Source organism: Rhizobium tropici CIAT 899 (assembly GCF_000330885.1).
Taxonomy (GTDB): Bacteria; Pseudomonadota; Alphaproteobacteria; order Rhizobiales; family Rhizobiaceae; genus Rhizobium; species Rhizobium tropici.
This window is the reverse complement of sequence record NC_020059.1, coordinates 2,319,764-2,345,637: the sequence shown is the minus strand read 5'-3', so window position 1 is coordinate 2,345,637 and position 25,874 is coordinate 2,319,764. Positions and strand designations below refer to the sequence as shown.

Annotated in this window: 22 protein-coding genes; 12 read left to right on the top strand and 10 right to left on the bottom strand. The window is 59.3% G+C overall.

The window, feature by feature from the left end; genetic code table 11:
* Positions 1-17: 17 nt before the first annotated feature.
* Positions 18-1,121, bottom strand: coding sequence for an ABC transporter substrate-binding protein (locus RTCIAT899_RS11425; RefSeq protein WP_015340395.1), 1,104 nt, complete (start codon positions 1,119-1,121; stop codon positions 18-20).
* A 188-nt stretch (positions 1,122-1,309) separates the two neighbouring features.
* Positions 1,310-2,182, bottom strand: coding sequence for a MurR/RpiR family transcriptional regulator (locus RTCIAT899_RS11420; RefSeq protein WP_015340394.1), 873 nt, complete (start codon positions 2,180-2,182; stop codon positions 1,310-1,312).
* A gap of 179 nt (positions 2,183-2,361) precedes the next feature.
* Here RTCIAT899_RS11420 and RTCIAT899_RS11415 point away from each other — a divergent pair, with 179 nt between their 5' ends.
* The 5 genes from RTCIAT899_RS11415 to RTCIAT899_RS11395 all read left to right on the top strand — a co-directional run bounded on the left by RTCIAT899_RS11415 (position 2,362) and on the right by RTCIAT899_RS11395 (position 9,030).
* Positions 2,362-3,129 carry an N-formylglutamate amidohydrolase gene (locus tag RTCIAT899_RS11415; protein ID WP_015340393.1) on the top strand — a complete coding sequence of 256 codons (768 nt, stop codon included), beginning with the start codon at positions 2,362-2,364 and terminating at the stop codon, positions 3,127-3,129.
* Between the two features lie 126 nt (positions 3,130-3,255).
* Complete coding sequence (locus RTCIAT899_RS11410; RefSeq protein WP_015340392.1) at positions 3,256-4,827, top strand: amino acid permease; 1,572 nt, start codon at positions 3,256-3,258, stop codon at positions 4,825-4,827.
* Between the two features lie 147 nt (positions 4,828-4,974).
* On the top strand, positions 4,975-6,345 hold the full coding sequence (locus RTCIAT899_RS11405) for a glutamine synthetase family protein (RefSeq protein ID WP_015340391.1): 1,371 nt from the start codon (positions 4,975-4,977) through the stop codon (positions 6,343-6,345).
* Between the two features lie 154 nt (positions 6,346-6,499).
* On the top strand, positions 6,500-7,885 hold the full coding sequence (locus RTCIAT899_RS11400) for an aldehyde dehydrogenase family protein (RefSeq protein ID WP_015340390.1): 1,386 nt from the start codon (positions 6,500-6,502) through the stop codon (positions 7,883-7,885).
* Positions 7,882-9,030, top strand: coding sequence for an iron-containing alcohol dehydrogenase (locus tag RTCIAT899_RS11395; RefSeq protein WP_015340389.1), 1,149 nt, complete (start codon positions 7,882-7,884; stop codon positions 9,028-9,030). The genes RTCIAT899_RS11400 and RTCIAT899_RS11395 overlap by 4 nt, the downstream gene beginning before the upstream one ends.
* 113 nt (positions 9,031-9,143) lie before the next feature.
* Here the strand turns inward: RTCIAT899_RS11395 and RTCIAT899_RS11390 are convergent, their stop codons facing one another.
* Positions 9,144-10,568: a L,D-transpeptidase gene (locus tag RTCIAT899_RS11390; protein WP_210304984.1), complete on the bottom strand. Its 1,425-nt coding sequence runs from the start codon at positions 10,566-10,568 to the stop codon at positions 9,144-9,146.
* A gap of 254 nt (positions 10,569-10,822) precedes the next feature.
* Between RTCIAT899_RS11390 and RTCIAT899_RS11385 the strand changes: the two genes are divergently transcribed.
* The 3 genes from RTCIAT899_RS11385 to RTCIAT899_RS11375 all read left to right on the top strand — a co-directional run bounded on the left by RTCIAT899_RS11385 (position 10,823) and on the right by RTCIAT899_RS11375 (position 12,504).
* Positions 10,823-11,662 (top strand): DUF4432 family protein, encoded by an 840-nt coding sequence (locus RTCIAT899_RS11385; protein ID WP_015340387.1) that lies wholly within the window; start codon positions 10,823-10,825, stop codon positions 11,660-11,662.
* Positions 11,663-11,734: 72 nt separating this feature from the next.
* Complete coding sequence (locus tag RTCIAT899_RS11380) at positions 11,735-12,073, top strand: protein tyrosine phosphatase family protein (protein ID WP_015340386.1); 339 nt, start codon at positions 11,735-11,737, stop codon at positions 12,071-12,073.
* 89 nt (positions 12,074-12,162) lie between these two features.
* Complete coding sequence (locus RTCIAT899_RS11375; protein ID WP_015340385.1) at positions 12,163-12,504, top strand: RidA family protein; 342 nt, start codon at positions 12,163-12,165, stop codon at positions 12,502-12,504.
* A gap of 42 nt (positions 12,505-12,546) precedes the next feature.
* Here the strand turns inward: RTCIAT899_RS11375 and RTCIAT899_RS11370 are convergent, their stop codons facing one another.
* From RTCIAT899_RS11370 to RTCIAT899_RS11355, 4 genes are read right to left on the bottom strand one after another with little or no spacing between them, the layout of a single operon-like run.
* Positions 12,547-14,205: a thiamine pyrophosphate-binding protein gene (locus tag RTCIAT899_RS11370; protein WP_015340384.1), complete on the bottom strand. Its 1,659-nt coding sequence runs from the start codon at positions 14,203-14,205 to the stop codon at positions 12,547-12,549.
* Positions 14,202-15,404, bottom strand: coding sequence for a succinate--glutarate CoA-transferase (gene caiB, locus RTCIAT899_RS11365; protein WP_015340383.1), 1,203 nt, complete (start codon positions 15,402-15,404; stop codon positions 14,202-14,204). The genes RTCIAT899_RS11370 and caiB overlap by 4 nt, the downstream gene beginning before the upstream one ends.
* 14 nt (positions 15,405-15,418) lie before the next feature.
* Complete coding sequence (locus tag RTCIAT899_RS11360; RefSeq protein ID WP_015340382.1) at positions 15,419-16,378, bottom strand: DMT family transporter; 960 nt, start codon at positions 16,376-16,378, stop codon at positions 15,419-15,421.
* Between the two features lie 19 nt (positions 16,379-16,397).
* Entirely contained in the window at positions 16,398-17,330 is a 933-nt protein-coding gene (locus RTCIAT899_RS11355) for an alpha/beta hydrolase (RefSeq protein ID WP_015340381.1), read from the bottom strand.
* Between the two features lie 164 nt (positions 17,331-17,494).
* On the opposite strand from RTCIAT899_RS11355, the gene RTCIAT899_RS11350 reads away from it, so the two are divergent.
* From RTCIAT899_RS11350 to metF, 4 genes are all read left to right on the top strand, one after another.
* On the top strand, positions 17,495-18,241 hold the full coding sequence (locus RTCIAT899_RS11350) for a ribonuclease T2 family protein (RefSeq protein ID WP_015340380.1): 747 nt from the start codon (positions 17,495-17,497) through the stop codon (positions 18,239-18,241).
* A 125-nt stretch (positions 18,242-18,366) separates the two neighbouring features.
* Positions 18,367-20,016 carry an energy-dependent translational throttle protein EttA gene (gene ettA / locus RTCIAT899_RS11345; protein ID WP_015340379.1) on the top strand — a complete coding sequence of 550 codons (1,650 nt, stop codon included), beginning with the start codon at positions 18,367-18,369 and terminating at the stop codon, positions 20,014-20,016.
* Between the two features lie 191 nt (positions 20,017-20,207).
* A complete protein-coding gene (locus RTCIAT899_RS11340; RefSeq protein ID WP_041677541.1) occupies positions 20,208-21,233 on the top strand; it encodes an ArsR/SmtB family transcription factor in 1,026 nt (341 codons plus the stop codon).
* A gap of 1 nt (position 21,234) precedes the next feature.
* Positions 21,235-22,137: a methylenetetrahydrofolate reductase [NAD(P)H] gene (gene metF / locus RTCIAT899_RS11335; RefSeq protein WP_015340377.1), complete on the top strand. Its 903-nt coding sequence runs from the start codon at positions 21,235-21,237 to the stop codon at positions 22,135-22,137.
* 415 nt (positions 22,138-22,552) lie between these two features.
* Here metF and RTCIAT899_RS11330 read toward each other — a convergent pair whose 3' ends face one another.
* The 3 genes from RTCIAT899_RS11330 to RTCIAT899_RS11320 all read right to left on the bottom strand — a co-directional run bounded on the left by RTCIAT899_RS11330 (position 22,553) and on the right by RTCIAT899_RS11320 (position 25,737).
* Positions 22,553-23,479 (bottom strand): DMT family transporter, encoded by a 927-nt coding sequence (locus RTCIAT899_RS11330; RefSeq protein WP_015340375.1) that lies wholly within the window; start codon positions 23,477-23,479, stop codon positions 22,553-22,555.
* 142 nt (positions 23,480-23,621) lie between these two features.
* Positions 23,622-24,866, bottom strand: a complete 1,245-nt coding sequence (locus tag RTCIAT899_RS11325; protein WP_015340374.1) for a lytic murein transglycosylase — start codon at positions 24,864-24,866, stop codon at positions 23,622-23,624.
* A 79-nt stretch (positions 24,867-24,945) separates the two neighbouring features.
* Positions 24,946-25,737: a glycoside hydrolase family 25 protein gene (locus RTCIAT899_RS11320; protein ID WP_015340373.1), complete on the bottom strand. Its 792-nt coding sequence runs from the start codon at positions 25,735-25,737 to the stop codon at positions 24,946-24,948.
* Between the last annotated feature and the right edge of the window lie 137 nt (positions 25,738-25,874).

Below are 25,874 nucleotides of genomic sequence, written 5' to 3'. Positions count from 1 at the left end.
GGTCATGTCAGGTCAAATTACTGCACGTTCGAACCGACGACAGAATCCCACTTGGTGGTGATGGCGGTCTTGCCGGCAGCCTGCTCGTCGAGCGTCGGGAAGACTGCCTTTTCATAGGCAGCAGCCGGCGGCAGCTTGTCGAGAAGCTCCTGCGGGACCTTCTTGTTCTTCGCCAGGTCGTTGAAGCGGATCGGGTGGCAATAGCCCTTCAGCCAGCCGATCTGGCCTTCGTCGGAATAGAGGAACTCCATCCAGAGCTTGGCAGCGTTCGGATGCGGCGCGAAAGCCGAGATCGCCTGAACATAAACGCCCGCGAGAACGCCTGAAGCCGGAACGGTAACGTCAACCGGCGGGTTGCCCTTCAGGCCGTCGCGCCATTCAAGTCCGTTGTAGTCCCAAGCGATGACGATCGGGGTTGCACCTTGAGCCAGCGAAGCGGACTTGCCGATGACGGGAACGAAGTTGCCAGCCTTGTTGAGCTTGGCAAAGTAATCGAGACCGGCGGCGCCGACCTTGACTGCATCCTTCTCGCCGGCGGCGAGACCGGCGGCGTAGACGGCCTGAACGGCCTGGTTCGATGTGCGCGGGTCGCCGGCGAGCGAAACAGAGTTTGCGTATTCCGGCTTCAGGAGGTCAGCCCAGTCTTTCGGCGGGTTCTTCACAATGTCCTTGTTCACGACGAAGGAGAGAACGCCGTAGTAGTCGCCGTACCAGTAGCCTTCAGCATCCTTATTGCTGTCCGGAATCGAATCCCAGGTGGACACCTTGTAGGGCTGCAGCAGGCCTTCCTTCTTGGCGGTCGGGCCGAAGGAGAGACCAACGTCGATCACGTCAGGAGCCTGCGGGCCGGTGTTGCCCTTGTTGGCACGGATCGCTTCGACTTCATCGCCCGAACCCGCATCCGGGTTCAGTTCGTTGACTTCAATGCCGTATTTCGCCTTAAAGGCAGCGATCACGTCGCCATAACCGCACCAGTTGTGGGGCAGGGCGATGGTGGTCAGCGTGCCTTCCTTCTTGGCGGCAGCGATGAGATCGGCGCTCGGTTCCGCGGCGGCCATAGCCGTCGAAGCGACGAGCATCGCTGTGGAGATTGTCAGAAGACGATGAATTTTCGAGATCACTGCATTTCCTCCTTTTGGGTTTTCAGTGTCTGGCGTTGCTGTTAATGACGTTACATGAAGGTTGTGTGACGACTTCAAAGCGTTGGGTTTACTGAAAACGCAGTCGATTTTTGCTTCTAATCGACAAGTATGACAGTCGCTGTATTCCACATCCTCCAGGAGCTGTTATTTTCTGTTTTCACTCCCCTTCAGCTTAGCTTGCGAAACAGCTTGGTTTGTTCGAAAAGACCTTCGAGTGTCTTCATGCGCTCGCTCGTTTCGTCCCATGTCGAGCTTTGGACGGCTTCGATCAGGGCTTCGACGATGAACAGGGTAACAACCGATGAATCCCAGGCGGAAGGCGCCTCAATTTGCACGCGGAACGTGTGCTTGGCATGTTTGGCGGCCGGAGTTGCCCACTGATCGGTGAAGACGATGATTTCAGCGCCATGGCGGCGGGCGGCAGCCGCGAGATTGACCATTTCCTGCTCGTAGCGCCTGATATCGAAGATGACGAGCAGGTCGCCCGGATTCATGTTCAGGACATATTGCGGCCATGCGCTTGAGTTCGAAGAAAGCAAGGTCGTGTTCGGTCGGATGACCTGCATATGAGTGAAGAAATATTCGGCAAGCGCCCCGGTGATGCGACCGCCTACGAAATAAAGAGCGCGTTTTCTTTCCGACAGCAGTGCCGCGACGCTGTCGAAGGTGGCCACGTCGAGGTCCGACAGAGTCTGCCGCAGATTGCCTGTGATGGTATCGGCAAAGCGATTGAGGATATGCGTGCCCGGAGCGTTCGATGCCCAGCGATCGTGCTTTGTCAGCGGGTTGGAGATCGTCGCTTCTACTTCCTGATGAAGATGGGCCTGGAAGTCCGGATAGCCTTTATATCCGAGTTTCTGCACCATGCGCGCGACTGTCGGGGTCGAAACCCGCGCATTCTCGGCGACGGTGGTGATGCTACCCAATCCGGAAACGGGATAGTTGTCGAGCAAGCTTTTGGCGAGCTGCTTTTCGGCGCGCGTCAAAGTGTCAAAGCGCGCATTGATCACGTCCGAAACTGTCTTCGACGCATTGCTCACTCGATTTTTGCTCCCCGAACGGTCTGATGCCGCTTTCTTTCCAGGATATAACAACGCTGTCACAATTCGAGTCAATGTCACAAATGAAGAAATAATTTCAGTTTCCAGTTGACAGCAGGGAAAACCTGAAGAATTCTTTTCTTATAAAGATTTTATTAATCGGCACTGGGGCGTCTCTGATGCTTGCGCAGCAAGGCATTTTGTCGAAGGCGGACGGCGATTGCGTCGCGGTCGAAAGGCCGGACGGAAGCAGCGCAGTTTTGCTCGTTTGCGAGCATGCCTCGCGTGAGATTCCCGAGCGGTTCGGCGATCTCGGGCTTTCAGCCGAGGCGCGTTCCAGCCACATCGCCTGGGATCCGGGTGCACTCGCGGTTGCAAGGAGAATCTCCGCGGGCCTTGATGCCACTCTGGTGTTTCAGCGCTTCTCCCGGCTGATTTATGATTGCAACCGGCCCCCCGAAAGCGCCGGTGCCATGCCGGAGACGAGCGAGATCTATACGATCCCCGGCAATCAGCGTCTGGGCGAAGCGGACAGGCGGGCCCGCACGGAGGGGCTCTATATCCCGTTCCACGATCGCATCCGGTCGCTTTTGAAGGAGCGTGCCGCACGCGGACAAAAAACCGTGATCGTGACAATTCACAGCTTCACGCCGATCTACAATGGCAAGCCGCGCGCAGTGGAGCTTGGCATTCTGCATGACGAAGACCGTTGGCTGGCCGATCGCATGTTGGACGCAGCGACCAAAGCGCCGCTCTACAAGACTGAACGCAACCAGCCTTACGGACCTGAAGACGGCGTTACCCATACGCTGAAGCTGCATGGGCTTGCCAATGGTCTGCATAACGTAATGATCGAGGTCCGCAACGACCTCATTCTGGATGACGTCGGCCAAGGGGTCGTGGCCGATTATCTGACGGGGCTTCTCCAGAGTGGTCTGGAAGCCTGAGCATAAAAGAAAAAGACCCCGGGGAGCAGTTCAACTGCGATCAGGCCGCATGGCGAAATGCCAGCGGTCAATGTGACACATGGTTCTCCGCAATCCCGCGGACGACCGGGCTTTAGGGGGAATGGCATGTCTGATTATTCAGAGTTAGACAAAAAGCAGGATGTCCAGATCCTGCACTCCATGGGCTATGCCCAGGAGTTGGAACGGCGGATGAGTTCATTCTCGAATTTCGCCGTGTCCTTCTCGATCATTTGCATTCTATCCGGCGGTATCAATTCGCTCGCCCAGGCGACATCGGGTGCGGGCGGTGCCGCTATCGGCATCGGCTGGCCGGTCGGCTGCTTCATATCTCTCGTCTTCGCCGTCGCGATGGCGCAGATCAGCTCGGCCTATCCGACGGCCGGCGGCCTCTATCACTGGGGCTCGATCCTCGGCAATCGCTTCACCGGCTGGCTGACGGCCTGGTTCAACCTGCTCGGCCTCGTCACGGTCCTCGGCGCCATCAATGTCGGCACCTATTACTTCTTCATCGGTGCCTTCGGCGGCTATTTCAACATGACCGACACCACGCTGGTGCGCATCGTGTTCCTAGTGGTCATCACGGGCCTTCAGGCACTGGTTAATCACATGGGTATCGGCTTGACAGCGAAGCTGACCGACTTTTCCGGCTATCTGATCTTCGCAACCTCGATCCTTCTGGCGGCTGTGTGCCTGATCGCTGCGCCGTCCTACGATTTCGCGCGGCTTTTCACCTTCACCAACTATTCCGGCCTGGCGACGATTGCGGCCGACGGTTCGGCAACGGGCGCGCCGGTCTGGCCGCAGGTTTCGACCTTCTGGGTCTTCGCGCTCGGCCTTCTGCTGCCGATCTACACGATCACCGGCTACGACGCCTCGGCCCACACCTCGGAAGAGACGGTGAAAGCAGCCCATTCCGTTCCGCGCGGCATGGTATCTTCGGTTCTATGGTCGGCGCTGTTCGGCTACATCATGCTTTGCTCGTTCGTGCTCATGCTGCCGAATATGGACGATGCCGCCAAGCAGGGCTGGAATGTGTTCTTCTGGGCAATGGACGCACAGGTCAATCCCATCGTGAAGGACATTCTCTATCTGCTGATTTTCGTCAGCCAGTGGCTGTGCGGTCTTGCGACGGTCACCTCGGTTTCGCGCATGATCTTCGCTTTCTCGCGTGACGGCGGTCTGCCGGCTTCCAAGACGCTTTCGCGGGTCAGCCCGAAATATCGTACACCGGTTTCCGCGATCTGGACCGGCTCGGTCCTCTCCGTCCTCTTCGTTTGGGGTTCGTCGCTGGTATCGATCGGTGACACGCCGGTTTATACCATCGTCGTCTCTTGCACTGTCATCTTCCTGTTCTTCTCCTTCGCAATCCCGATCACGCTCGGTCTTTTCGCTTGGGGTACGGCGAAATGGGATAAGATGGGTCCTTGGAACCTCGGGGAAGGGCTGTTCAAGCTGTTTGCCGTGCTGACGATTATCGCGATGATCATCATCTTCGTCCTCGGCATTCAGCCGCCAAACGATTGGGCTGGCATCATCACCATTGGCTTCCTCGTGCTGACCGGCATCGTCTGGTTCGGTTTCGAGCGCCGCCGCTTCAAGGGCCCGCCGATCGGCGATGCGATTGCCAAGCGCAAGGCTGAGATCGCGGCAGCGGAAGCCGCCGTCGGCGAGCAGTAAGCGAAGTCCAATCTTTGCAAGCAATGGGGTCGCAGCCCTGCGGCCCTTTTCATCGGTAGCGACACGGCGGCACGCGCGCGGATTATCCGTAAGACGGTATCGTCCGGCAGGCCGACGTTTCAATTCATTGTTCAGGCGGACCAAATTATGAGCAGCAGCTATACGTTCGACGACCTCAAGCGAGATGTGGCCGAAGGGCGCATCGACACGGTTCTGGCATGCCAGGTCGATATGCAGGGCCGGTTGATGGGCAAACGCTTCCAGGCGGAATTCTTCATCGAAAGCGCATGGAAGGAAACGCATAGCTGCAACTATCTGCAGGCGACTGATATCGAGATGGAGACCGTCTCCGGCTACAAGTCGACGAGCTGGGAGAAGGGTTATGGCGACTATACGATGAAGCCCGATCTCGCCACGCTGCGCCGCATTCCCTGGCTTGAGGGCACGGCGCTCGTGCTCTGCGACGTGCTCGACCACCATACTCATGAGGAAGTCGCGCATTCGCCACGCGCTATTCTCAAGAAGCAGGTCAAGCGTCTCGAAGCGATGGGCATGAAGGCCTACATGGCTTCGGAACTTGAATTCTTCCTGTTCGACCAGAGCTACGACAGTGCCCGTGAATCCGGCTATCGCAATCTCAATCTCGTCAGTGGCTACAACGAGGATTACCACATCTTCCAGACCACGAAGGAAGAAGATGTGATGCGGGCGATCCGCAAGGGATTGCAGGGCGCGGAGATCCCTGTCGAAAACTCCAAGGGCGAGGCATCCGCCGGCCAGGAGGAAATCAACGTCCGCTACGCCGATGCTCTGACCATGGCCGACCGCCATGCCATCATCAAGAATGGCTGCAAGGAGATTGCCTGGTCGAAGGGCAAGGCCATTACGTTCCTGGCGAAGTGGAACTACAGCGCTGCGGGCAGTTCCTCCCATATTCATCAGTCGCTCTGGAGTGTAGACGGCAAGACGCCGCTGTTCTTCGACAAGGAAAAAGAACACGGCATGACGCCGCTGATGAAGCACTATGTCGCGGGCCTCCTGACGCACGCCAGCGAAATTACCTATTTCCTTGCGCCCTATATCAATTCCTACAAGCGCTTCGTTGCCGGCACCTTCGCACCCACCAAGGCAATCTGGAGCACGGACAATCGCACCGCCGGTTATCGCCTGTGCGGTGCCGAAACCAAGAGCATTCGCATCGAATGCCGCGTCGGCGGCTCGGATCTCAATCCCTATCTGGCATTTGCTGCCCTGATTGCCGCCGGCCTTGATGGCATCGAAAACAAGCTCGAACTTGAGGCGCCCTTTGTCGGCGATGCCTATGGTGCGCGTGAAGTTCGCGAGATACCGCGCACCCTGCGTGGTGCGACCGAAGCCCTGACCAATTCGAAGATGCTGCGCGCCGCCTTTGGCGACGATGTCATCGATCATTATACCCGCGCTGCCGAATGGGAGCAGGAGGAGTATGATCGTCGCATCACGGATTGGGAAGTGGCGCGCGGATTCGAAAGGGCGTAAGGCATTTGCGATCTGCCTCTTGCCCGATTTTCATTCTAGGATCGGGCAGGGGGCGCCGGGATGCTTGTTGACCTGCCATTTCTTCTTAGAGGCGGCCAAAGGTTCTGCAACATCAGGCAATCAATTGGATGACCAAGAAAACAGGAATTCGATCATGACCATGATCACATGCGTCTCCCCGGTGAACGGAGAGGTTTATGCCGAGCGTCCGGCGCTTTCGCTGGAAGCCGCCAAGGACGTCGTCGCACGTGCCCGCAAGGCACAGAAGGACTGGGCGCGTCGTCCGCTGGAGGACCGCGTTCAGCTCGTGCTGAAGGGCGTGGCCCGGCTCAATGAGATGGCCGAAATAGTGGTGCCGGAGCTTGCCTGGCAGATGGGCCGCCCAATCAAGTATGGCGGCGAATATCGCGGCTTCAACGAGCGCTCCAACTATGTCGCGTCGATCGCCGCCGATGCGTTGGCACCCTTGGTCGTCGAGGACAGCGCCAATTTTGCCCGCCGCATCGAGCGCGAACCGCATGGCGTCGTTTTCGTCATCGCGCCGTGGAACTATCCCTACATGACGGCGATCAACACGGTTGCGCCGGCGCTGATGGCCGGCAACACCGTCATTCTCAAGCATGCAAGCCAGACGCTGCTCGTCGGCGAGCGGCTGGTGCAGGCTTTCATCGAGGCCGGCGTTCCCGCCGATGTCTTCCAGAATGTCTTCCTCGATCATGAAACGACTTCGGCTCTGATCGCAGCCGGAAGCTTCAACTTCGTCAATTTCACCGGCTCCGTCGAAGGCGGCCGGTCGATCGAGCGTGCGGCAGCCGGCACCTTCACCAGCCTCGGGCTGGAGCTTGGCGGCAAGGATCCGGGCTATGTGATGGAGGATGCCGATCTCGACGCCGCCGTCGACACGCTGATGGATGGAGCGACCTACAACTCCGGTCAGTGCTGCTGCGGCATCGAGCGCATCTATGTGCATGAATCGCTCTATGACGCCTTCGTCGAGAAGTCCGTTGCCTGGGTTTCGAACTACAAGCTCGGCAATCCCCTTGATCCCGAGACGTCGCTCGGGCCGATGGCGCACAAGCGCTTTGCCAAGGTGGTGCGTGAACAGATCGCCGATGCGGTTGCTAAGGGCGCCAAGGCGCTGGTCGACCCGAAGCTGTTCCCGGCTGACGATGGCGGTGCCTATCTCGCGCCGCAGGTTCTCGTCAATGTCGATCATTCCATGGCCTTTATGCGCGAGGAGACCTTCGGCCCTGCCGTCGGCATCATGAAGGTGAAGAGCGACACGGAAGCGCTGGAGCTGATGAATGACAGCCCCTACGGCCTGACGGCTTCGCTCTGGACGAAGGATGTTGAGCGCGCCTCGCGCATCGGCCGAGAAATCGAAACCGGCACCGTCTTCATGAACCGCGCCGATTATCTCGATCCGGCGCTGTGCTGGACTGGCGTCAAGGAAACCGGCCGCGGCGGCTCGCTGTCGATCATCGGCTTCCAAAATCTGACGCGCCCGAAATCCTATCACCTGAAGAAAGTAACCGCATGAGCACTATCTCAGCCAATTGGAGCTATCCGAACGCCTTCAAGCTCGGCCGTGGCCGGATTAAGGAACTGGCGGACGCCTGCAAGAGCCTGGGCATGAAGAAGCCGCTCCTGATCACCGACCGGGGACTCGCCTCGATGGCGATCACGGCGACGGCGTTGGATATTCTGGAAGAAGCAGGTCTCGGCCGCGCCATCTTCGCTGACGTCGACCCGAACCCGAACGAGAAGAACCTCGAAGCCGGCGTGAAAGCGTTCAAGGACGGCGGCCATGATGGCGTCGTCGCATTCGGCGGCGGTTCCGGTCTCGATCTCGGCAAGTGCGTCGCTTTCATGGTGGGCCAGTCGCGTCCGGTCTGGGATTTCGAAGACATCGGGGACTGGTGGACCCGCGCCAGCGTCGAAGGCATTGCGCCGATCGTCGCGGTGCCGACGACTGCCGGCACCGGTTCGGAAGTCGGCCGCGCCAGCGTCATCACCAATTCCGCAACGCATGTGAAGAAGATCATCTTCCACCCGAAGTTCCTGCCCGGCGTCGTCATCGCCGATCCCGAACTGACCGTCGGCATGCCGAAGATCATCACCGCCGGCACTGGCATGGACGCGTTTGCCCATTGCCTGGAAGCCTATTCCTCGCCGTTCTACCACCCGATGTCGGCCGGTATCGCGCTGGAAGGCATGCGGCTCGTCAAGGAATTCCTGCCGCGCGCCTATCGCGAGGGAACGGATCTCGAAGCCCGCGCCAACATGATGAGCGCCGCCGCCATGGGCGCCGTCGCCTTCCAGAAGGGGCTTGGCGCGATCCACGCGCTGTCGCACCCGATCGGCGCCGTCTACAACACACATCATGGCATGACCAATGCCGTCGTCATGCCGGCCGTCCTGCGTTTCAACCGCAAGGCAATCGAGGATAAGATTGCCCGCGCCGCCGCCTATCTCGGAATTTCGGGCGGTTTCGACGGCTTCTATGATTACGTGCTGCAACTGCGCTCGGAACTCGGCGTGCCGGAAAATCTGTCTGCCATGGGCATCGCGCCTGATCGGATCGACGAGCTCTCCGCCATGGCGATCGAAGACCCGAGTGCCGGCGGCAATCCGGTGCCGCTGACGCTCGAAAATACGAAGGCTTTGTTCCGCGATTGCTTCTGACACGCCGCCGAACTACCTGACGCGCCGGATGAAAATAGCGGTGCTCTGATATTTCAAGACAAAGAAAAAGCCGCCGGGGAAACTTGGCGGCTTTTTGTAGGCATGTTTGGCAATCAGTCTACGAATTCGACGACGACGCCCGGCTTGACCATCTTGGCAAGTTCGGTCGCATCCCAATTCGTGAGGCGCACGCAGCCATGGCTCTGCGTTTTACCGATTCTCGAGGGATCCGGCGTGCCGTGAATGCCGTAGGTCGGCTTCGATAGAGCCATCCAGACCGTACCGACCGGGCCGTTCGGGCCTGGCGGAATATTGAGAACCTTGTCGTTTCCGGCTTGCTGGAAGTTGATCTTCGGATTGTAGGTATAGCCCGGATTGAAGGCGACGCGCTCGACCGTGACTGTGCCTGACGGCGAGGGCGTGTCGGCGGAGCCGATGCTGGCCGGGTAGGCGGCAATCAGCGTGCCGTTGGCGTCATAGGCGAAAACCTGCTTGCGGCCCTTGTCTGCCAGGATCTTGGCGACTGCGCCGGTCTTACTGGGGCCGGTATTGACGACCTTGATGGTGCTGCCCGGCACGGTGAAATCGACGCCGGGATTGAGCGCCTTCAGATAGCCCTCATCCATGTGAAAGCGTTCGGCCAGCATTTCCGTCGTCGAGGTATAGCCGAGGGACGGCATCTGGGATTTTGCGGCATAATCTTCGGGGATTGATGCAACATAGGGGCCGGCTGCGTCGGCCGCCGTGATCGTGTAGTTGACGATTGGCATACCGCCGGACAGGCGAAGCTGCTCGAGGATCGCGTCGGTATTGTTCGGGTCGAGCGTCTGGCCGGTCATCTGCTGATAGGCATAGATCGCCTTGGTGACGTTGGCACCCATTCTGCCGTCGATCGCACCCGGCGAAATGCCCTGCCGCGCGAGAAAGACCTCTAGCGCGGTGATCTCCATCTTCGATTTGCCCTTAAGCGTGATGACGGGTTCGGCCGGTGCCGGTTTGTTGACGATGTCGGGCGCGCTCTGCTGTGGATCGATCGATGCGTAGTCGTTGCCGTTCGCGTTCGTCTGGCCTTGGTTCTTGCCAGGCAATGGCTGATTGTCGAGCGGCTGGCGCTGGATATCGCTGTCGCGCGGAATTCCGCCGGTGACCACACCACGATCCTGCTGGTCGTAACCATTGTTGGGTGCGCCGTCGTAGTTTCCGTAGCTGTCGGAGCGATATTGACGATAGTCCTGGTAGTCGCCGTTGTTGGAAAGCTGCGTGTCGCCATAGCGGCCGCCACTAGTGCCATAGGTATCGCGGGCTGGGGCGCGGGGATAGTAGGTGCTGGCCTTCATCTCCGTGGCGACGACATTGCCGTAAGCATCAATCAGGACCCGGCGGCCGCGACCGTCGCGGGCCATGGAATATCCACCACCATAAGGATACTGATCGAGGATCCGGCCGTCAGGAGTGACGAGAACCGTATTGCCGTTGCCGCTGCGATAATATTGTGCCTGCGCGTCCGTGAGCGCGAGCATGGACACGGTGGCAGTCATCGCCAGGGCAAAACTCAATTTTACGAACCGGTTCACGTCTGTCGGATCCTCGGGATGGTCGTTCGGCTGACACACACACATGGCAATTTTGACGCCAGTATGGAGATTTAGATTATCATGCTGAATAAAATATAAAAATTTATGTGATCAAGGCTTCAAGTTAAGATTTGGTAAGCCAAATAACCGCTTATTTCAGCCGCGCGCCACCTTGGGACAGCACCTGCGCTCGGCGTCGATCGGGGAGGACTTTGAGGATGATGGATTTTTCTGCGGCCAAAGGGCCGAAATTGACGCTGGATGAGGGGTCCGTCCTGGATATCGGCGCCTGCATCGTCGAGGGCAATAATCTTGCGCCCGGAAGTGCCGTTCCTGACGATGGCGATCCGCGGATCAGTCATTCCGTGGAAGGCTTCCTCTTCACCTGCGGTCCGGACCATATCCGTCATCCTGAGCCGATGTCCGGCGCCTATGAGGGCAAGCGCTATCCGCTACACGGTTCCTTCGCGTCCCATCCAGCCAAAATTCTCTGGACTAAATTCGAGAATGGCAATGCGGAATGCCGCGCCGATATCGATGTTGTCACCGCCGAACGCCGCACGGCGAGGCTCGAACGACTTTGGCAGATCGATGGTGCGACGGGCGAGGTCTCGCTTGCGGACCGTTTGGTCAATACCAGCACGGAGGCGATGCCGGTTTTCCTGATGTACCATATGAACATCGGCGGCAAATGGTTCGATAACGGCACGCGCCTTGCCGGGCAGATGCTTGATAATGGCGGCTTTCCCTGGACTTTCGGCGAGGAGGGGGGCGATATCTTCTGTGTGCCGGCGCAGGACAAGGGCGAGGATTGGGCGGAGATCAGTCTCGGCCCTATTGCGGCCATCGGTGGCAAGACACTAGGGGTGCGTTTCGGTACCGACACGCTGCCATTCCTGCAGGTCTGGCGCAATCAGCGCGCCCCCGCGCATGTACTCGGCATCGAGCCGGTTTCGCATCGCTGGGTGCCTCGCGCCGAGCTGGAAGAAACCGGTGAATTCAATATTCTCCAGCCCGGCGAAGCCCGCAATTTCATGCTCAACTTTGCCTTCGTTTGAGAGCGTGCCGCGGTTGACGCTTGCTCGACAGCGGCGTAGATCAAGGCCACGGTTTTAGAGAGGACATGAACCATGGATATCCGCCCGATCGACGATGACTACTCGGTGTCCGGCCAGATCACCGTAGAGGATCTCGACCAGATCAAGGCCCTGGGTTTCAAGTCCATCGTCTGCCATCGCCCCGATGGCGAAAGCCCGGATCAGACGCCGTTCGGTGTCATCGAAGCCCGCGCCAAGGAACTCGGTCTGGAGATCACCCAGGTGCCTGTCGGCCCGATGGGCGTGACTGAAGAGGCCGTGCAGGGCATGGTTGATGCGCTGGACGAGTTTCCTCGGCCGATGCTCGGCTATTGCCGCTCCGGCGCGCGTTCGACCGCGATCTATCAGAAGACACATCACATTCGCGGCTGAACGGGTTCTTTCCCCCGGCCTTTTGATTGCAGGGCAGGCAGTGAGCTATGCCCTGTTTACCTGTCGAAGAACAACATCAGGAGAACACCATGAGCATCAAGCGTATCGACGTTGGCGCCCGCATGAGCGGCGCTGTCATCCACGGTAACACCGTCTATCTCGCCGGCCAGGTTGGCGAAGGCGAAAGCGTCACCGATCAGTGCAAGTCGGCACTGGCTGAAGTCGACCGCCTGCTCGCTGCAGCCGGCTCCAACAAGTCGAAGATCCTGCAGACGCTCATCTACCTCTCGGACATCTCCTACTTCGCCGAAATGAACGCCGCCTGGGAAGCCTGGGTCGATCCGGCCAACACGCCGGCCCGTGCGACCAGCGAAGCCAAGCTCGCAGCGCCGAAGTACAAGGTCGAATTCATCGTGACGGCAGCGCTCTAAGTCGCGCTATCCGTGATTTTTTCAAGGCCGGTGGGCTCGCGCTCACCGGCCTTTTGTCTGGGCGATTTCCGTCAGGGTGCGGGAGGGCGTGATCGCTTCCGGGTCGAGCGCAATCTCGATGATGGCCGGCTTGTCGCTCGCTCGCGCCCGCTCGAAAGCCGGGCCGAACTCTTCCGTCGCCTTCACTGTTTCGCCGTGGCCGCCATGGGCGCGGGCAAGGGCCGCGAAATCCGGATTATCGAGCGTGGTGGCGCTAACGCGGCCGGGATATTCCCGTTCCTGATGCATGCGGATCGTGCCGTACATGCCATTGTTGATGACTAAAGCGATGAGCGGCAGTCCATACTGGACAGCGGTCGCAAATTCCTGGCCATGCATCATGAAACAGCCGTCGCCGGCAAAGCAGATCACTTCGCGATCGGGAAAGAGCTGTTTCGCGGCAACCGCTGCCGGCAGGCCATATCCCATCGAGCCCGAGGTCGGAGCCGCCTGCGTGTTGAAGCGGCGGAAGCGATGGAAGCGGTGAAGCCAGGTGGCATAATTGCCGGCGCCGTTGGTGAAGATCGCATCATCGGCCGTATTGGCTTCGATCCAATCTATGATGCGGCCCATATGGACAGCGCCGGGGCTTTTTTCCGGGGTCTTCGACCAGGTGAGGTAGGCCGCGTGCATGCGTTCCATGCGCTCGGCCCAAGGTGTCGCGGTTGGCGCATCGAGCTCTGCCAGAGCCGCAACGAAGTCCGCTGGGCTGGCACAAATGGCCAGGTCCGGCCGATAGACGCGTCCGAGTTCTGAAGGGTCGGGATGGATATGGACGAGCTTTTGGCGCGGGTAGGGGATATCGACCAGCGTGTAGCCGGAGGAGGGCATTTCGGAGAGGCGGCCGCCGAGAAGGATCAGCAGATCCGCTTCCTTGATTTCCTTTGCCAGCGCCGGATTGATGCCGATGCCGACATCGCCGGCATAGTTTGGATGCAGATGGTCGAACAGCATCTGCCGGCGGAAGGAGCAGCCGACCGGCAGTTTGAAACGCTCGGCGAATTGCCTGATGCCGGCAACCGCTTCCTCGTTCCAGCGCGTGCCGCCGAGAATGACCATTGGCCGCTGGGCAGCCGCAAGACACTGGCTAAGTTCTGCAAGCTGGCCGCGGCCCGGATGGGCGGCAACTGGGACGTAGGGCAGTACTTGCGGCGCTTCGACTTCATCGCGCAACATGTCTTCGGGGAGAGTCAGTACAACCGGACCTGGGCGTCCCGATGTGGCTACCGCAAAGGCACGGGTGACGAATTCCGGAATGCGGGCAGCGTCGTCGATTTCGCCGACCCATTTGGCGAATTCGGTAAAGGCACGACGGAACTCCACTTCCTGAAAAGCCTCGCGTTCGCGGGCATCGCGCTGGACCTGGCCGATGAAAAGGATCATCGGGATCGAATCCTGCCGTGCGATATGAAGGCCGGCAGAGGCGTTTGTGGCGCCGGGACCGCGGGTGACCATGCAAATGCCCGGCTCGCCGGTCAATCGGCCCCAGGTATCCGCCATCATCGCCGCGCCGCCTTCCTGGCGGCAGACGAGCACCTTGATATCGCTGTCGTGCAGGGCATCGAGCACGGCGAGAAAGCTCTCGCCCGGCACGCAGGAAATGCGCTGCACGCCATTGGCCTTCAAAGCCTCGACGATAAGTTGCCCGCCCGTTCGCTTCATCTCCTCGCCTTCCCCTCCAGTTCTGCCAATTCGGCCAGAACTTCCTCCTGATGTTCGCCGAGACGCGGGCTCGGCCGCGTATAGGTCAACGGCGTTTCCGACAGCACGATCGGCGTGCGGACGCTCGGAATGACAGTGCCGGCGCTATCCTCGAGATCGATCCTCAGTCCGCGCGCCACAATCTGCGGATCGGCGAACATATCCTCGATCGTGTTGATGGCGCCCGCCGGTACGGCGTTGGCCTCACAGGCTTTCAGCAGCTCTGCCTTGTTCCACTTCAGCGTTTCGGCCGAGATGAAAGCCCGAACCTCGTTGCGGTTCGCAACGCGGGCCTTGTTGGTCGCATAGCGCTCGTCATCGGCATTGGTTTCCATGCCGAGAATGGCGCAGAGGCGCCGGAACTGCCCGTCGTTGCCGACAGCGAGAATGAGATAGCCGTCGGCGGTTGGCACGACTTCATAGGGTGAGATGTTGGGATGGGCGTTGCCGAGCCGCACGGGCGGCTTACCCGAGATCAGATAGTTCATGTTCTGATTGGCGAGCACTGCGGATTGTACATCGAGCAGCGCCATGTCGATGAGTTGTCCTTCCCCGGTCTTCAGCGCATGGATCAGGGCGGCCTCGATTGCCGAAACGGCATAGATGCCGGTGAAGATATCGGCGATTGCGACGCCGGCCTTCATCGGCTGGCCATCCGGCTCGCCTGTGATCGACATGAACCCCGACATGCCCTGGACGATATAGTCGTAGCCGGCGAGACTGGCGTAGGGGCCGGTCTGCCCGAAGCCGGTGATCGAGCAGTAGACGATGCGGGAATTGATCTTCCTCAGGCTTTCGTAATCCAGCCCGTATTTGACGAGGCCGCCGAGCTTGAAATTCTCGATCACCACATCGGCTGTCTTTACCAGCCGGCGTACCAGTTCCTGCCCTTCCTCGGTCTTGAGATCGGCGGTGATGGAGCGCTTGCCGCGATTGGCGGAGTGATAATAGGCAGCAGAGAGATTTTCGCCATCCTTGCCTTCGACGAAGGGTGGACCCCATTGGCGCGTGTCGTCGCCGCCATCCGGATTTTCCACCTTGATGACATCGGCGCCGAGGTCGGCCAGCATCTGCCCGGCCCAGGGGCCGGCGAGAACGCGGGCAAGCTCTATGACACGAATACCGGACAGCGGAGGTTTCTTGGTTTTCTGGTCTGTCATGTCGATCCACTCGCTTACGGCGTGAATGCAGTTTCAGATGTATCGGATACCGGCTTGGAAGCAAAGCGCCGCTCGCGCCAGAGAATGTAGAGGCCGGAGCCGGTGATGATGAGAATGCCGAGCCATTTGGTCGCATCCGGGAAATTGTCGAAGACGAGCCAGCCGAAGATCGTGGCGGAAACGATCTCGAAATACTGCAGCGGCGCAAGCGTCGAGGCCGGCACGGCGCGATAGGCATATACCGTGAGGATACCCGCCGCTGCTGCAGTAATGCCAACGCCGAGTAGATAGAGCGTGGCCACCAGATCCGGAATGACCGGATCGAGGATTGTAGTTCCCGTCGTTCGACCGATGGCAAGCAGGACCATGCTGATGCCGGTCCCCCATAAAGCCGTCTGGAACTGCATCGACCATGCGTCCTCGCTATGGGAGACCACGCGCGTGATCATGACGTAGACGGCGACGCAAAACGCGGTGACGACAGGGAGCAAGGCGAAAAAGCCGACTTCCTGAAAGCTTGGCTGGATGATCAGCATCGCGCCGAAAAAGCCGACGGCACAGGCGGCATAGCGCCGCCAGCCGATGGTTTCCTTCAGGAAGACGCTGCTGAGGATGGTGAGCATCATCGGCTCGACGAAGAAGATGGCAATGGCATCGGCCACTTCCATCACCTGCAGCGTGGTCACGAACGACACCATGGACAGCGTGAGCACGGCGGCACGGATGGCATGGACGCCGCTGCGTCGCCAACTCCACACGCCCCATTTCCCGCGCATTGCCATCATGGGGAGCGCAAAAAGAGCCTGGAAGATGAAGCGGGCGGCGGTCACTTCGCCCGGCGGAATCGTGGTCGCCGCGAGCTTGGAGAAGATATCCATGACTGGCGAGAGGACGACGGAGAGAAACATCGTCACCAAACCGAAGGTCAGCTCCGACTGCAGCAATCGCGCCGAGGAGCCGCTGGAGGTGCTCATTGTGGAATTCCCATGAGAATCAGTTGTTTGCCGTTACCCTCTTGCACCAATCGGCAAAGCGGGAAATGGCTTCGTCGGCACCGATTTCGTTGAGCGTCTCGTGCCGCATGTCGGGATAGATCTCAATGGTAATACGAGAGAAGCCGGCTCTTTTCAAATGGTTTGCCAGCCAGGAAATCGCTTTCCCATTCTCCGTTGCCGGATCCTTGCCGCCGCCGACGAGATGGATCGGCATGTCACGTCGGAGACGATCGAGATGTGCCTTCTGTGGCGCGCGGAAGGTGAGTTCGAACAGGTCCAGCCAGAGCGACACGGAGGCATCGAAGCCGCAAAGCGGATCGGCGATATATTTGTCCACCTGCTCGGGAATACGCGAGAGCCAGTCGAAGTCGGTTCGGCGGTTCGGAACCGATCGACCCCAGGTGCCGAAGGTCAGCTTCGGCAGCGGCCCGCTCGGCACGTCCGATCCCTTGAACATGCGCTCTGCCTTCAGGATGAGTTGGGCCGCGCGGCCGGCAAGGCCGGGATTGAAATTGGAGTTCCATACGGTGACGGCATCGAACTTGTCCGGATGCGTGACGGCTGTGTTCAGGCTGATCAAACCGCCCATGGAGTGACCGAAGAGGATGATCGGCAGGCCGGGATGGGTACTTGCGGCAAACTCGCGCATGGCGAGTGCATCGGCGATGACCTGAGCGCCTCCATTTCTTCGAGCAAAGCGGCCGATAGGGGCATCGGGGGCGGTCGTCTCGCCATGGCCGCGATGGTCATGGGCATAGACGTGCAAGCCTTGGGCGGCCATCGCGCCCGCAAAGGCCTCATAGCGACGGGAGTGCTCGGCAAGGCCGTGCGATATCAGGAGGATGCCGCAGGCATCGGTCGCCGCCGGCAAATGATGATAGGCAAGGGTCGCCCCCGTCGGGCTATTCAGGCGCTGCGTATCCGCGAACATGCATTCGGTCCTCCCAGTTGGACGAAAGGTTATCATCCGCCCGATTGCAATGGATAGGTGGTGAAGCTCACAGAAATAAATCTTTCCGAGCGCTGCGATTCAGGATTGCGCCCGCTCGATCAAACTGCTTATTTGTTCCTATAATGTTCTAGTTGGAGGTACGAATGAAGCATTGGCTTCGAGTATTGGCGGTTGTGCTCCTTTCGGTTGGGACGGCTGCGAGCGCCATGGCGCAGGAGCATAGCCGCGGACGGACGCGCTTTATCCTGGCGGCGAGCTGGGAGCCGGCATTTTGTCAGACGAACCAGAAGAAGGCAGAATGCCGGAACCAGTCGTCGAACAATCATGATGCCACGAATTTTTCTCTGCATGGTCTCTGGCCGATGCGGCAGGAATATTGCGATGTTTCCGAGGATCTGAAGCAGGCGGATCGTGGCCGCGACTGGAAGGATTTGCCTGCCGTGCAGCTGTCCCAAGACGTGAAGGCGAAGCTGGACAAGGCAATGCCAGGCACTCAATCCGGCCTGGAGCGGCATGAATGGATCAAGCACGGCACCTGCACGAAGCTCAGCGCCGACCAATATTTCTCCATCGCCGCTGGCCTGATCGCCGAACTTAATACGTCTGCCGTGCGGGATCTTTTCGCGCAGAATATCGGCAAGGAGCTGGATGCCGAAAGCATCAAGGCAGCCTTTGATCAGAGCTTCGGCGAGGGCGCCAATGCGCGCATCAAGATGAGCTGCCGCCGCGTCGGCGATGTCCGAATGATTTCGGAGCTGACCATCGGTCTCTCGGAAGATGCGATCGACCCCCAGCAGGGCAGTGAGCCGCGGCTCGCCAAACTGATCCAGGGGGCCGGCAGCACCTCCTTCGGCTGTGATCGGGGTGTGGTGGACGCGGCCGGTTTCTGAGAAAATACGGCCTTTCTGACGCGGATAATGCCCTCGGACAAGGTTTCGCCGTTGCCCGAGGGCGGGGTTTCGCCTACATAGCGGCACAAATCGCAACGCTATTCGTCCGTGGAGCAACCCAAGCTATGGCACGTCAGTTCATTTATCATATGGCCGGTCTGAATAAGTCCTATGGCGCCAAGAAGATTCTCGAGAATATCCATCTCTCCTTCTACCCCGACGCCAAGATCGGTATTCTCGGCCCGAACGGTGCAGGTAAGTCGACCGTGCTGCGCATCATGGCCGGCCTCGACAAGGAATATACCGGCGAAGCCTGGCTGGCCGAAGGCGCCACCATCGGCTACTTGGCGCAGGAGCCTCAGCTCGATCCCAACAAGACGGTTTTCGAAAACGTCATGGAAGGCGTTGCCAAGAAAACCGAAATCCTCAATCGCTACAACGAATTGATGATGAACTATTCCGACGAGACCGCGGAAGAGGGCGCCAAGCTCCAGGATATCATCGACAGCCAGAACCTCTGGGATCTGGAAAGCCAGGTGGAGATGGCGATGGAAGCCTTGTGCTGCCCGCCGCGCGATGCCGAAGTCACCAGCCTTTCAGGCGGTGAGCGCCGCCGTATCGCACTGTGCCGCCTGCTTCTCTCGCAGCCGGACCTGCTGCTGCTCGACGAACCGACCAACCATCTCGACGCTGAGACCATTGCCTGGCTGGAAAAGCACCTGCGCGACTATCCGGGCGCCGTGATGATGATCACCCACGACCGCTACTTCCTCGACAATGTTACCGGCTGGATTCTCGAACTCGACCGCGGTCGTGGCATTCCCTACGAAGGCAACTATTCCGCCTATCTGCGGGCCAAGGCCAAGCGCATGCAGCAGGAGGCCCGCGAAGAAGCTGGCCGCCAGAAGGCGATCAGCCGCGAACAGGAATGGATTGCCTCCAGCCCCAAGGCCCGCCAGGCCAAGTCCAAGGCGCGTATCAACGCTTACGAACAGCTGGTCGATGCTGCCGAAAATCAGCGTCCCGGCGATGCGCAGATCATCATTCCGGTCAGCGAGCGTCTCGGCCAGGTGGTGATCGAGATGGAGGGCATCACCAAGGGCTTCGAAGGCCGCACGCTGATCAACGATCTGTCGATCAAGCTGCCGCCCGGCGGCATCGTTGGCATCATTGGCCCGAACGGCGCCGGCAAGACGACCCTGTTCAAGATGATCACCGGGCAGGAAAAGCCGGATGCCGGCACGGTCCGTATCGGCGAGACGGTGCATCTCAGCTATGTCGACCAGAGCCGCGACGCGCTTGACGGCAATAAGACGGTATGGGAGGAAATCTCCGGCGGTGCCGAAATCATCAAGCTCGGCAAGTTCGACATGAACTCACGCGCCTATTGCGGCGCCTTTAACTTCAAGGGCGGCGACCAGCAGCAGAAGGTCGGCAATCTCTCTGGCGGTCAGCGCAACCGCGTTCACCTGGCCAAGATGTTGAAGGCTGGCGGCAACGTGCTTCTGCTCGACGAACCAACCAACGACCTCGATACGGAAACGCTTGGGGCGCTGGAAAGCGCGCTTGAAAACTTCGCGGGCTGCGCCATCATCATTAGCCACGATCGCATGTTCCTCGACCGCCTGGCCACGCACATCCTGGCCTTTGAAGGCGAAGGCCATGTCGAATGGTTCGAAGGCAACTTCGAAGATTACGAGCAGGACAAAATCCGCCGTCTCGGCCCTGATGCTCTCAATCCGGGCAGCCAGGCGCATAAGCGCCTAACACGCTGAGCTCTCGGTTTGGCTCTTTGAAAACCCCGGCTTGTCCGGGGTTTTCTTTTATGTAGCAATCGCCCTCGATATTCTGTTTTCGCCGGAAGCTAACGGATTTCCGACGTCGAACTCCCGTAGCTAGCCGATTGGCTCTTGCCAAGAAAATCCAAATCACATAAAGATATCTTTATATCTTGATTGGGTGTGGAATGACAGATCTGGTTAAACTCGGCTTGGATGACGTAGTAGACGTGTTGAAGGCGGTCGGAGAGCCGACGAGGCTCCGTCTTCTCGCGCTTCTCGCTGCCGGCGATCTCACGGTGACCGATCTTACCGAAATCCTTGGCCAGTCGCAGCCGCGCATTTCCCGGCATTTGAAGCTGCTCGGCGAAGCCGGACTGATTGATCGTTATCAGGAAGGCGCCTGGGCTTACTTCCGGCTGAAGCAAGAGGGCAAGGCCGTGACGCTGGCCCGCAGCCTCCTGCGCCATACTGCAGAAAAGGATACGGTGCTGCTGCGTGACGGGGAACGTCTCGCCTCCGTAAAGCGCATTCGCGCCGAGCGCGCCCAGGCATATTTCAGCCGAAATGCCGCCGAGTGGGATGAACTGCGTCGTCTCCATGTCGCTGACGAGGATGTCGACAAGGCGCTGATCGATCTTATCGGCCCGCAGCCGATCGACACCTTTCTCGATCTCGGCACGGGTACAGGCCGGATGCTGCAGCTTCTGGCCGGACACTATCGCCGCGCCGTCGGCATCGATGCCAGCCGTGATATGCTGGCCGTTGCCCGCGCCAATCTGGACCGGGCCAATATCACCGCCGCCTCGGTGCGGCATGGCGATATTTTCAACCTGCCGCTCGAGCAGCAGGATTTCGATCTCATCACCATACACCAGGTGCTGCATTTTCTTGATCAGCCGGAGGTTGCGATCAATGAGGCCGCACGAATGCTGCGGCCCGGCGGCCGGCTTGTCATCATCGACCTCGCGCCGCACGGGCTTGAATATCTGCGTGACGAGCATGCGCATCTGCGCCTCGGCTTCTCGCATCAGGCCATGTCGGATTGGCTGAAACTGGCGGGGCTGGATGTGGAGCGCGTGCAGGATCTTCATTCGGGGAGGGAAGGCGGACAGGCGCTGACCGTCACCATCTGGCTGGCGCGCGACCCGCGGTTGCTGATTGCGTCCGATCAGGGCCACCAGTCATCCCCCATTCTTGCCGGGAGAGTTTGACATGTCTTCGAGATCAGAAAGCCATAATGCGGGTATCCGCATCTCCTTCGAATTCTTTCCGCCGAAGTCGGAAGAGGCCGAACAGCAGCTGTGGAACACCGTCGAGGAACTCAGCGATTGGGACCCTGAATTCGTGTCAGTAACCTATGGAGCGGGCGGCTCGACCAAGGCGCCGACGCTTTCCGCCGTGCGAAAGATGATCCACGAGACGCCGTTTACCACCGCATCGCATCTGACCTGCGTCGGCGCTACACGCGAAGATACGCATCGTGTGATCGACGAGTTCCTGGCTACGGGTGTTCGCCGTTTCGTCGCGTTGCGCGGCGATCCGCCGGGTGGTGTCGGTTCGGCCTATCAACCGCATCCGGGCGGTTATGCCAATGCCGCGGAACTGGTTGGCGCTTTGCGGGAGCGCGGCGATTTCGACATTTCCGTTTCCGCCTATCCTGAAAAGCATCCGGAAAGCCGCGATACGGCAGCCGATATCGACATGCTGAAGCGCAAGGCAAAGAACGGTGCCGACCGGGCGCTGACCCAGTTCTTCTTCGATAATGATGCCTTCGAGCGCTACCATGATCGCGTTCGCGCGGCGGGCATCGAGATTCCCGTCGTGCCGGGCATCATGCCGATCCAGAACCTGACGCAGCTGAAGCGCTTTGCCGGTGCATGCGGCGCCAGTATCCCTTCTTGGCTTGATGAGCGTTTCGACGGTCTGGACGACAATATCGAGGAGCGCGCCAAGGTCGCAGCCGACGTGGCCGCCGAACAGATACAGGATCTCGTGGGCCGTGGCATTCATGAGTTTCACATCTATACGATGAACCGCTCGCCGCTTGTTTCCGCCGTGCTTGAGCGGCTCGGTCTTCAGCGCAAGGTGGCTTCCCGGGCTGGCGCTGCTGCCTAAACCGTTTTGCGAAGCGTGACGATAAAAAGCGCATGTCCGGCCGGGCATGCGCTTTTCTAATTAAGCAGGGGTTTTGTTAACTTCTCGGAGTTTGGTCGCGTGCGAGTTTTCCTGAAGCCGTCAGATGAAAAGCATCGTCACGACGAAAACGAAGGCCGCACCGACCACTAGGACGTTGATGGATCGTGTTAATCCCATGTCTTCCTCCTCAGTCAGCTGTTAAATGTTATGTCGAAAATGTGTTGCTTGGAAAGAACATTCGATGCTGCGACGCAGTATCGAATTCGCGAGATGATTCATGAATTTGCGGCAGAGACTTGATATTGCTTTATAAATATGGATTTCCGGCTCGATGACGGGCTGTGAGTAAATATTAATATGTTGTGACTGTAGGCCACCCCAATGGAGTGGGAGATCATGTTTCCCGCGTTCTGACGCCGCGTTTCATCCATGCAAAAAGCCGCCCATCGAGGACGAGCAAACCTGCGGCAATGAGCATCATGCCGACGATTTCGGTCGGCCCCATTCGCTCTCCGAGAAAGAGGAAGCCGAGCAATAACGCGCTCGGCGGCACGAGCAGAGTGACGAGCGAGGTGTTGGTGGCGCCTGCAAGCTCGATGATGCGAAAATAGAGGATGTAGGCGAAAGCGGTCGACAGCAGCGCGAGGCCAAGAATGGCGGCAATTGCCGTCACCGGCGGGGCGACAAGCGTCCAAGGTTGGTCGATCACCAGCGCGACCGGCAGCATGATGAGCGAGGAGCCTGTCAACTGGCCCGCTGCCACAACTGGCGGCGCGATGCCCTTGAAGCGTTTGGCATAAATCGCTGCAAATCCGTAGGAGATTGCCGCCAAGATCGGCAATGAGAGTGCCCAGAAGGGTACCGAGCCGCTGCTGGTAACGCTCGGTCCGAGCAACACGACCGTTCCGAGGAGGCCGGTGAGGCAGCCGAGCAGCTTGGCCGATGTCAAGCGCTCGTCGATGGTGAGCTGATTGCCGATCAACACGGTCCACATCGGCGTCGTCGCGTTCAGGATGGATGCGAGCCCGGCACCCATTTGCGTCTGGCCGCAGAAGATCAGCGTATGCGGTATCGCATTGTTGATTAAGCCCAGCAGCAGAAATTGTGGCCAATGATGGCGCAGGGACTGATAAATATTGAGGCGGCCAGCAAGATAGAGATGCAATGCCACGGCCGCCAGCGACAGACGCAGAAAGACGAGCGTGAAGGGCGGTACGTAGTGAACGGCGATACGAGCGAAGAAGAACGACCCGCCCCAGATCAATCCGAGCAACAGCAGCAGGCCCCATGTCGAGGCGCTCATTCGGTGTTCGCCATTCATGGCATCTCTCCTCTTTCGATGCATCTAAACCGGAAGAGTGCAGGCTCTCCACCCGTTTCTTGCTGTCTTGCTCACGGTGCGAGTGGAGCAGATACAAAAAAGGCGGCCTGGAGCCGCCTTTTGGATCGATATATGGGAGAAATCAGAGTGCGTTGAGCAATGCCGTCGTCGCCCAGCCGTCAGCCGGCATGCCCAGGCGGAACTGTTCCTTCTGGATGGCGACACGCGTGCCGGAGCCGAGGATGCCGTCGATCTTGCCGACATCATAGCCGCGAGCCACAAGCTTGGTCTGAAGCGCCTTCATATCGACATCGTTCAAGCCCGGCTCGGGATTGCCCTTATTATAGGGCGGTGCGCCGGCGAAACGCGTGGCGAAATAGGCGGCCGATGTCGTGTAGATGAACGACTGGTTCCAGCCGAGATAGGTATTGTAGTTCGGATAGGTCAGGAAGGCGGGCCCCTTGCGACCCTGCGGCAGGATGAGAGCGGCGGGCAGGGAGCCGAAGCTCGTGTTGCCGTCCCGCGGCGTGACGCCGAGCCTGAACCAATCGCCTGCAGTCAGCGTGCCGCCGATACCGGATTTTTCCCAGGGAAGATTGTCCGGAACCGTTACCTCCTGCAGCCAAGGCTGGCCGCGCTGGAAGCCGAGATGCTGGAGGAATCTGGCGGTCGTCAGGATCACGTCTGGAGCGCTGGTCTTCAGGTTGACATGACCGTCGCCATCGCCATCGGTGCCATAAGCGATGATATCGGGTGGCAGCATCTGCGTCTGGCCGATTTCGCCGGCCCAAGCGCCTGTCGTCGTTGCCGGGTCTACATCGCCGCGCTGGACGAGCTCGATCAGCGCGATCAGGCGCGGACGGAAGAAGTCCGGCCGGCGGCAATCGTGCGAGAGAGTGACCAGCGCGTTGCGGGTGTTGAAATTGCCCTGGACGGCGCCGAAGTCGGTTTCCATCGCCCAGAAGGCGGTGATGACGCCGGGAGGTACGCCATAATCCTGTTCGGCCTTGGCGAAGACGTCGGCATATTGCTTCATCTTCTGGCGGCCGATGTCGAGACGGCCCTGGCTTACGGTGCGCTGGGAGAATTCGAGGAAGGTTTGTCGGAAGACACCCTGACTGCGGTCCATCGCGAGAACCTTCTGGTCAATCTGCGCGCCTGCCAGCGTCTTGTCGGCAGCGGCGGCATCCGCGCCATCGGCAATCGCCTCAGCCTTCACGCCGGCCAGAAATGCGGTGAGATCGCCACCGCAGGCTACTTTTGGAGTGGCGTCACTGCTCACGGGTGGCACTGCAGCCGGCGCTGCGCTTTGAGCCAAAGCCGTACCGGTCATGGCTGAGGCGAGGAGCAACGCAAGAGCGCCGCGTCGAATGGTGTCACGATCCATGAACGATCCTTTCCAATGATAGAATAGGGTCGCTTTCACAGAAGATTGTGACATAAGCAAGAGAGAATTGGCTGCAGTCTCAAGAATTTCCTTGCTTCTCTACTGCCGCTACCCAGTTGTGCCAATTTTGTTCGGAACCGGCAAAAACATTGATATCCGTCGGACCCTTGATGCCGGGGATGACGCCCGTCGAGGTATATTGCCAGAAGGCCCAGCTGCGGTCTGCGTAGGTCTCTTTCGGATGCTTGGCGACGGATCGGACCCAGAAATGATAGTCCTGGAAATAGCCGACTAGATTTTCACGATGGAAGTCAACCGAAGTATAGATGATCGGGCGCTTGCCGTAATAGGCTTGCAGGCGATCCATAAAGCGCTTGATCTCAGTGCGTACCGTTTCGGGAGCCGGTCTGGTCTTGCAGGTTGGGGAGCCCGGATTCCATTCGACGTCGACAACGGGCGGAAGCGCCATGGCATCCTTCGGCACGTTGCGGATGAACCAATCGGCCTGTTCGTCGGCCGTGGAGCAGAAATAGAAGAAATGATAGGGCGCATGCAGAAGTCCGGCAGCGCTCGCTTCATTCCAATACTCGGTGAAGCGCGGATCGATCCGGTCCTTGCCCTCTGTCGCCTTGATGAAGACGAAGGCGACGCCCGAGCCCTTGACGGCTTTCCAATCGATATCGCCCTGCCATTTGGAAATATCGATGCCATGGATGGGATGGCGCTGCGGATGATCGCGGCCGAAGTCCTGCGGTTTCGTGTCGGCAAATCTGGTCTTGGGAAGAGCCGCTGTCGAGAGGGCGTCATAGCCCGTCGTGCAGCCAGTCAAGGCAAGAGCGAGCGGCAGTAGGCATGCCAGAAGCCGGCGCATTGATATCCTGTTATGGCCCGAGTGATCTTGCTGCCCCAAGATTTGGCTTCCGTAATGTGGTCCCCGAGAATCCGAAAGAGCGGCAGACCATACCGTTGCCAGCAGGTCTTGCCACTTTATTCACCATATCAACGTAA

Bases quoted from the DNA above. Each gene is read 5' to 3' on its own strand.
- RTCIAT899_RS11415 (WP_015340393.1), top strand. From the start codon at position 2,362: ATGCTTGCGCAGCAAGGCATTTTGTCGAAGGCGGACGGCGATTGCGTC.
- RTCIAT899_RS11410 (WP_015340392.1), top strand. From the start codon at position 3,256: ATGTCTGATTATTCAGAGTTAGACAAAAAGCAGGATGTCCAGATCCTG.
- RTCIAT899_RS11405 (WP_015340391.1), top strand. From the start codon at position 4,975: ATGAGCAGCAGCTATACGTTCGACGACCTCAAGCGAGATGTGGCCGAA.
- RTCIAT899_RS11400 (WP_015340390.1), top strand. From the start codon at position 6,500: ATGACCATGATCACATGCGTCTCCCCGGTGAACGGAGAGGTTTATGCC.
- RTCIAT899_RS11395 (WP_015340389.1), top strand. From the start codon at position 7,882: ATGAGCACTATCTCAGCCAATTGGAGCTATCCGAACGCCTTCAAGCTC.
- RTCIAT899_RS11390 (WP_210304984.1), bottom strand. From the start codon at position 10,568: ATGACTGCCACCGTGTCCATGCTCGCGCTCACGGACGCGCAGGCACAA.
- RTCIAT899_RS11385 (WP_015340387.1), top strand. From the start codon at position 10,823: ATGATGGATTTTTCTGCGGCCAAAGGGCCGAAATTGACGCTGGATGAG.
- RTCIAT899_RS11380 (WP_015340386.1), top strand. From the start codon at position 11,735: ATGGATATCCGCCCGATCGACGATGACTACTCGGTGTCCGGCCAGATC.
- RTCIAT899_RS11375 (WP_015340385.1), top strand. From the start codon at position 12,163: ATGAGCATCAAGCGTATCGACGTTGGCGCCCGCATGAGCGGCGCTGTC.
- RTCIAT899_RS11370 (WP_015340384.1), bottom strand. From the start codon at position 14,205: ATGAAGCGAACGGGCGGGCAACTTATCGTCGAGGCTTTGAAGGCCAAT.
- caiB (WP_015340383.1), bottom strand. From the start codon at position 15,404: ATGACAGACCAGAAAACCAAGAAACCTCCGCTGTCCGGTATTCGTGTC.
- RTCIAT899_RS11360 (WP_015340382.1), bottom strand. From the start codon at position 16,378: ATGAGCACCTCCAGCGGCTCCTCGGCGCGATTGCTGCAGTCGGAGCTG.
- RTCIAT899_RS11355 (WP_015340381.1), bottom strand. From the start codon at position 17,330: ATGTTCGCGGATACGCAGCGCCTGAATAGCCCGACGGGGGCGACCCTT.
- RTCIAT899_RS11350 (WP_015340380.1), top strand. From the start codon at position 17,495: ATGAAGCATTGGCTTCGAGTATTGGCGGTTGTGCTCCTTTCGGTTGGG.
- ettA (WP_015340379.1), top strand. From the start codon at position 18,367: ATGGCACGTCAGTTCATTTATCATATGGCCGGTCTGAATAAGTCCTAT.
- RTCIAT899_RS11340 (WP_041677541.1), top strand. From the start codon at position 20,208: ATGACAGATCTGGTTAAACTCGGCTTGGATGACGTAGTAGACGTGTTG.
- metF (WP_015340377.1), top strand. From the start codon at position 21,235: ATGTCTTCGAGATCAGAAAGCCATAATGCGGGTATCCGCATCTCCTTC.
- RTCIAT899_RS11330 (WP_015340375.1), bottom strand. From the start codon at position 23,479: ATGAATGGCGAACACCGAATGAGCGCCTCGACATGGGGCCTGCTGCTG.
- RTCIAT899_RS11325 (WP_015340374.1), bottom strand. From the start codon at position 24,866: ATGGATCGTGACACCATTCGACGCGGCGCTCTTGCGTTGCTCCTCGCC.
- RTCIAT899_RS11320 (WP_015340373.1), bottom strand. From the start codon at position 25,737: ATGCGCCGGCTTCTGGCATGCCTACTGCCGCTCGCTCTTGCCTTGACT.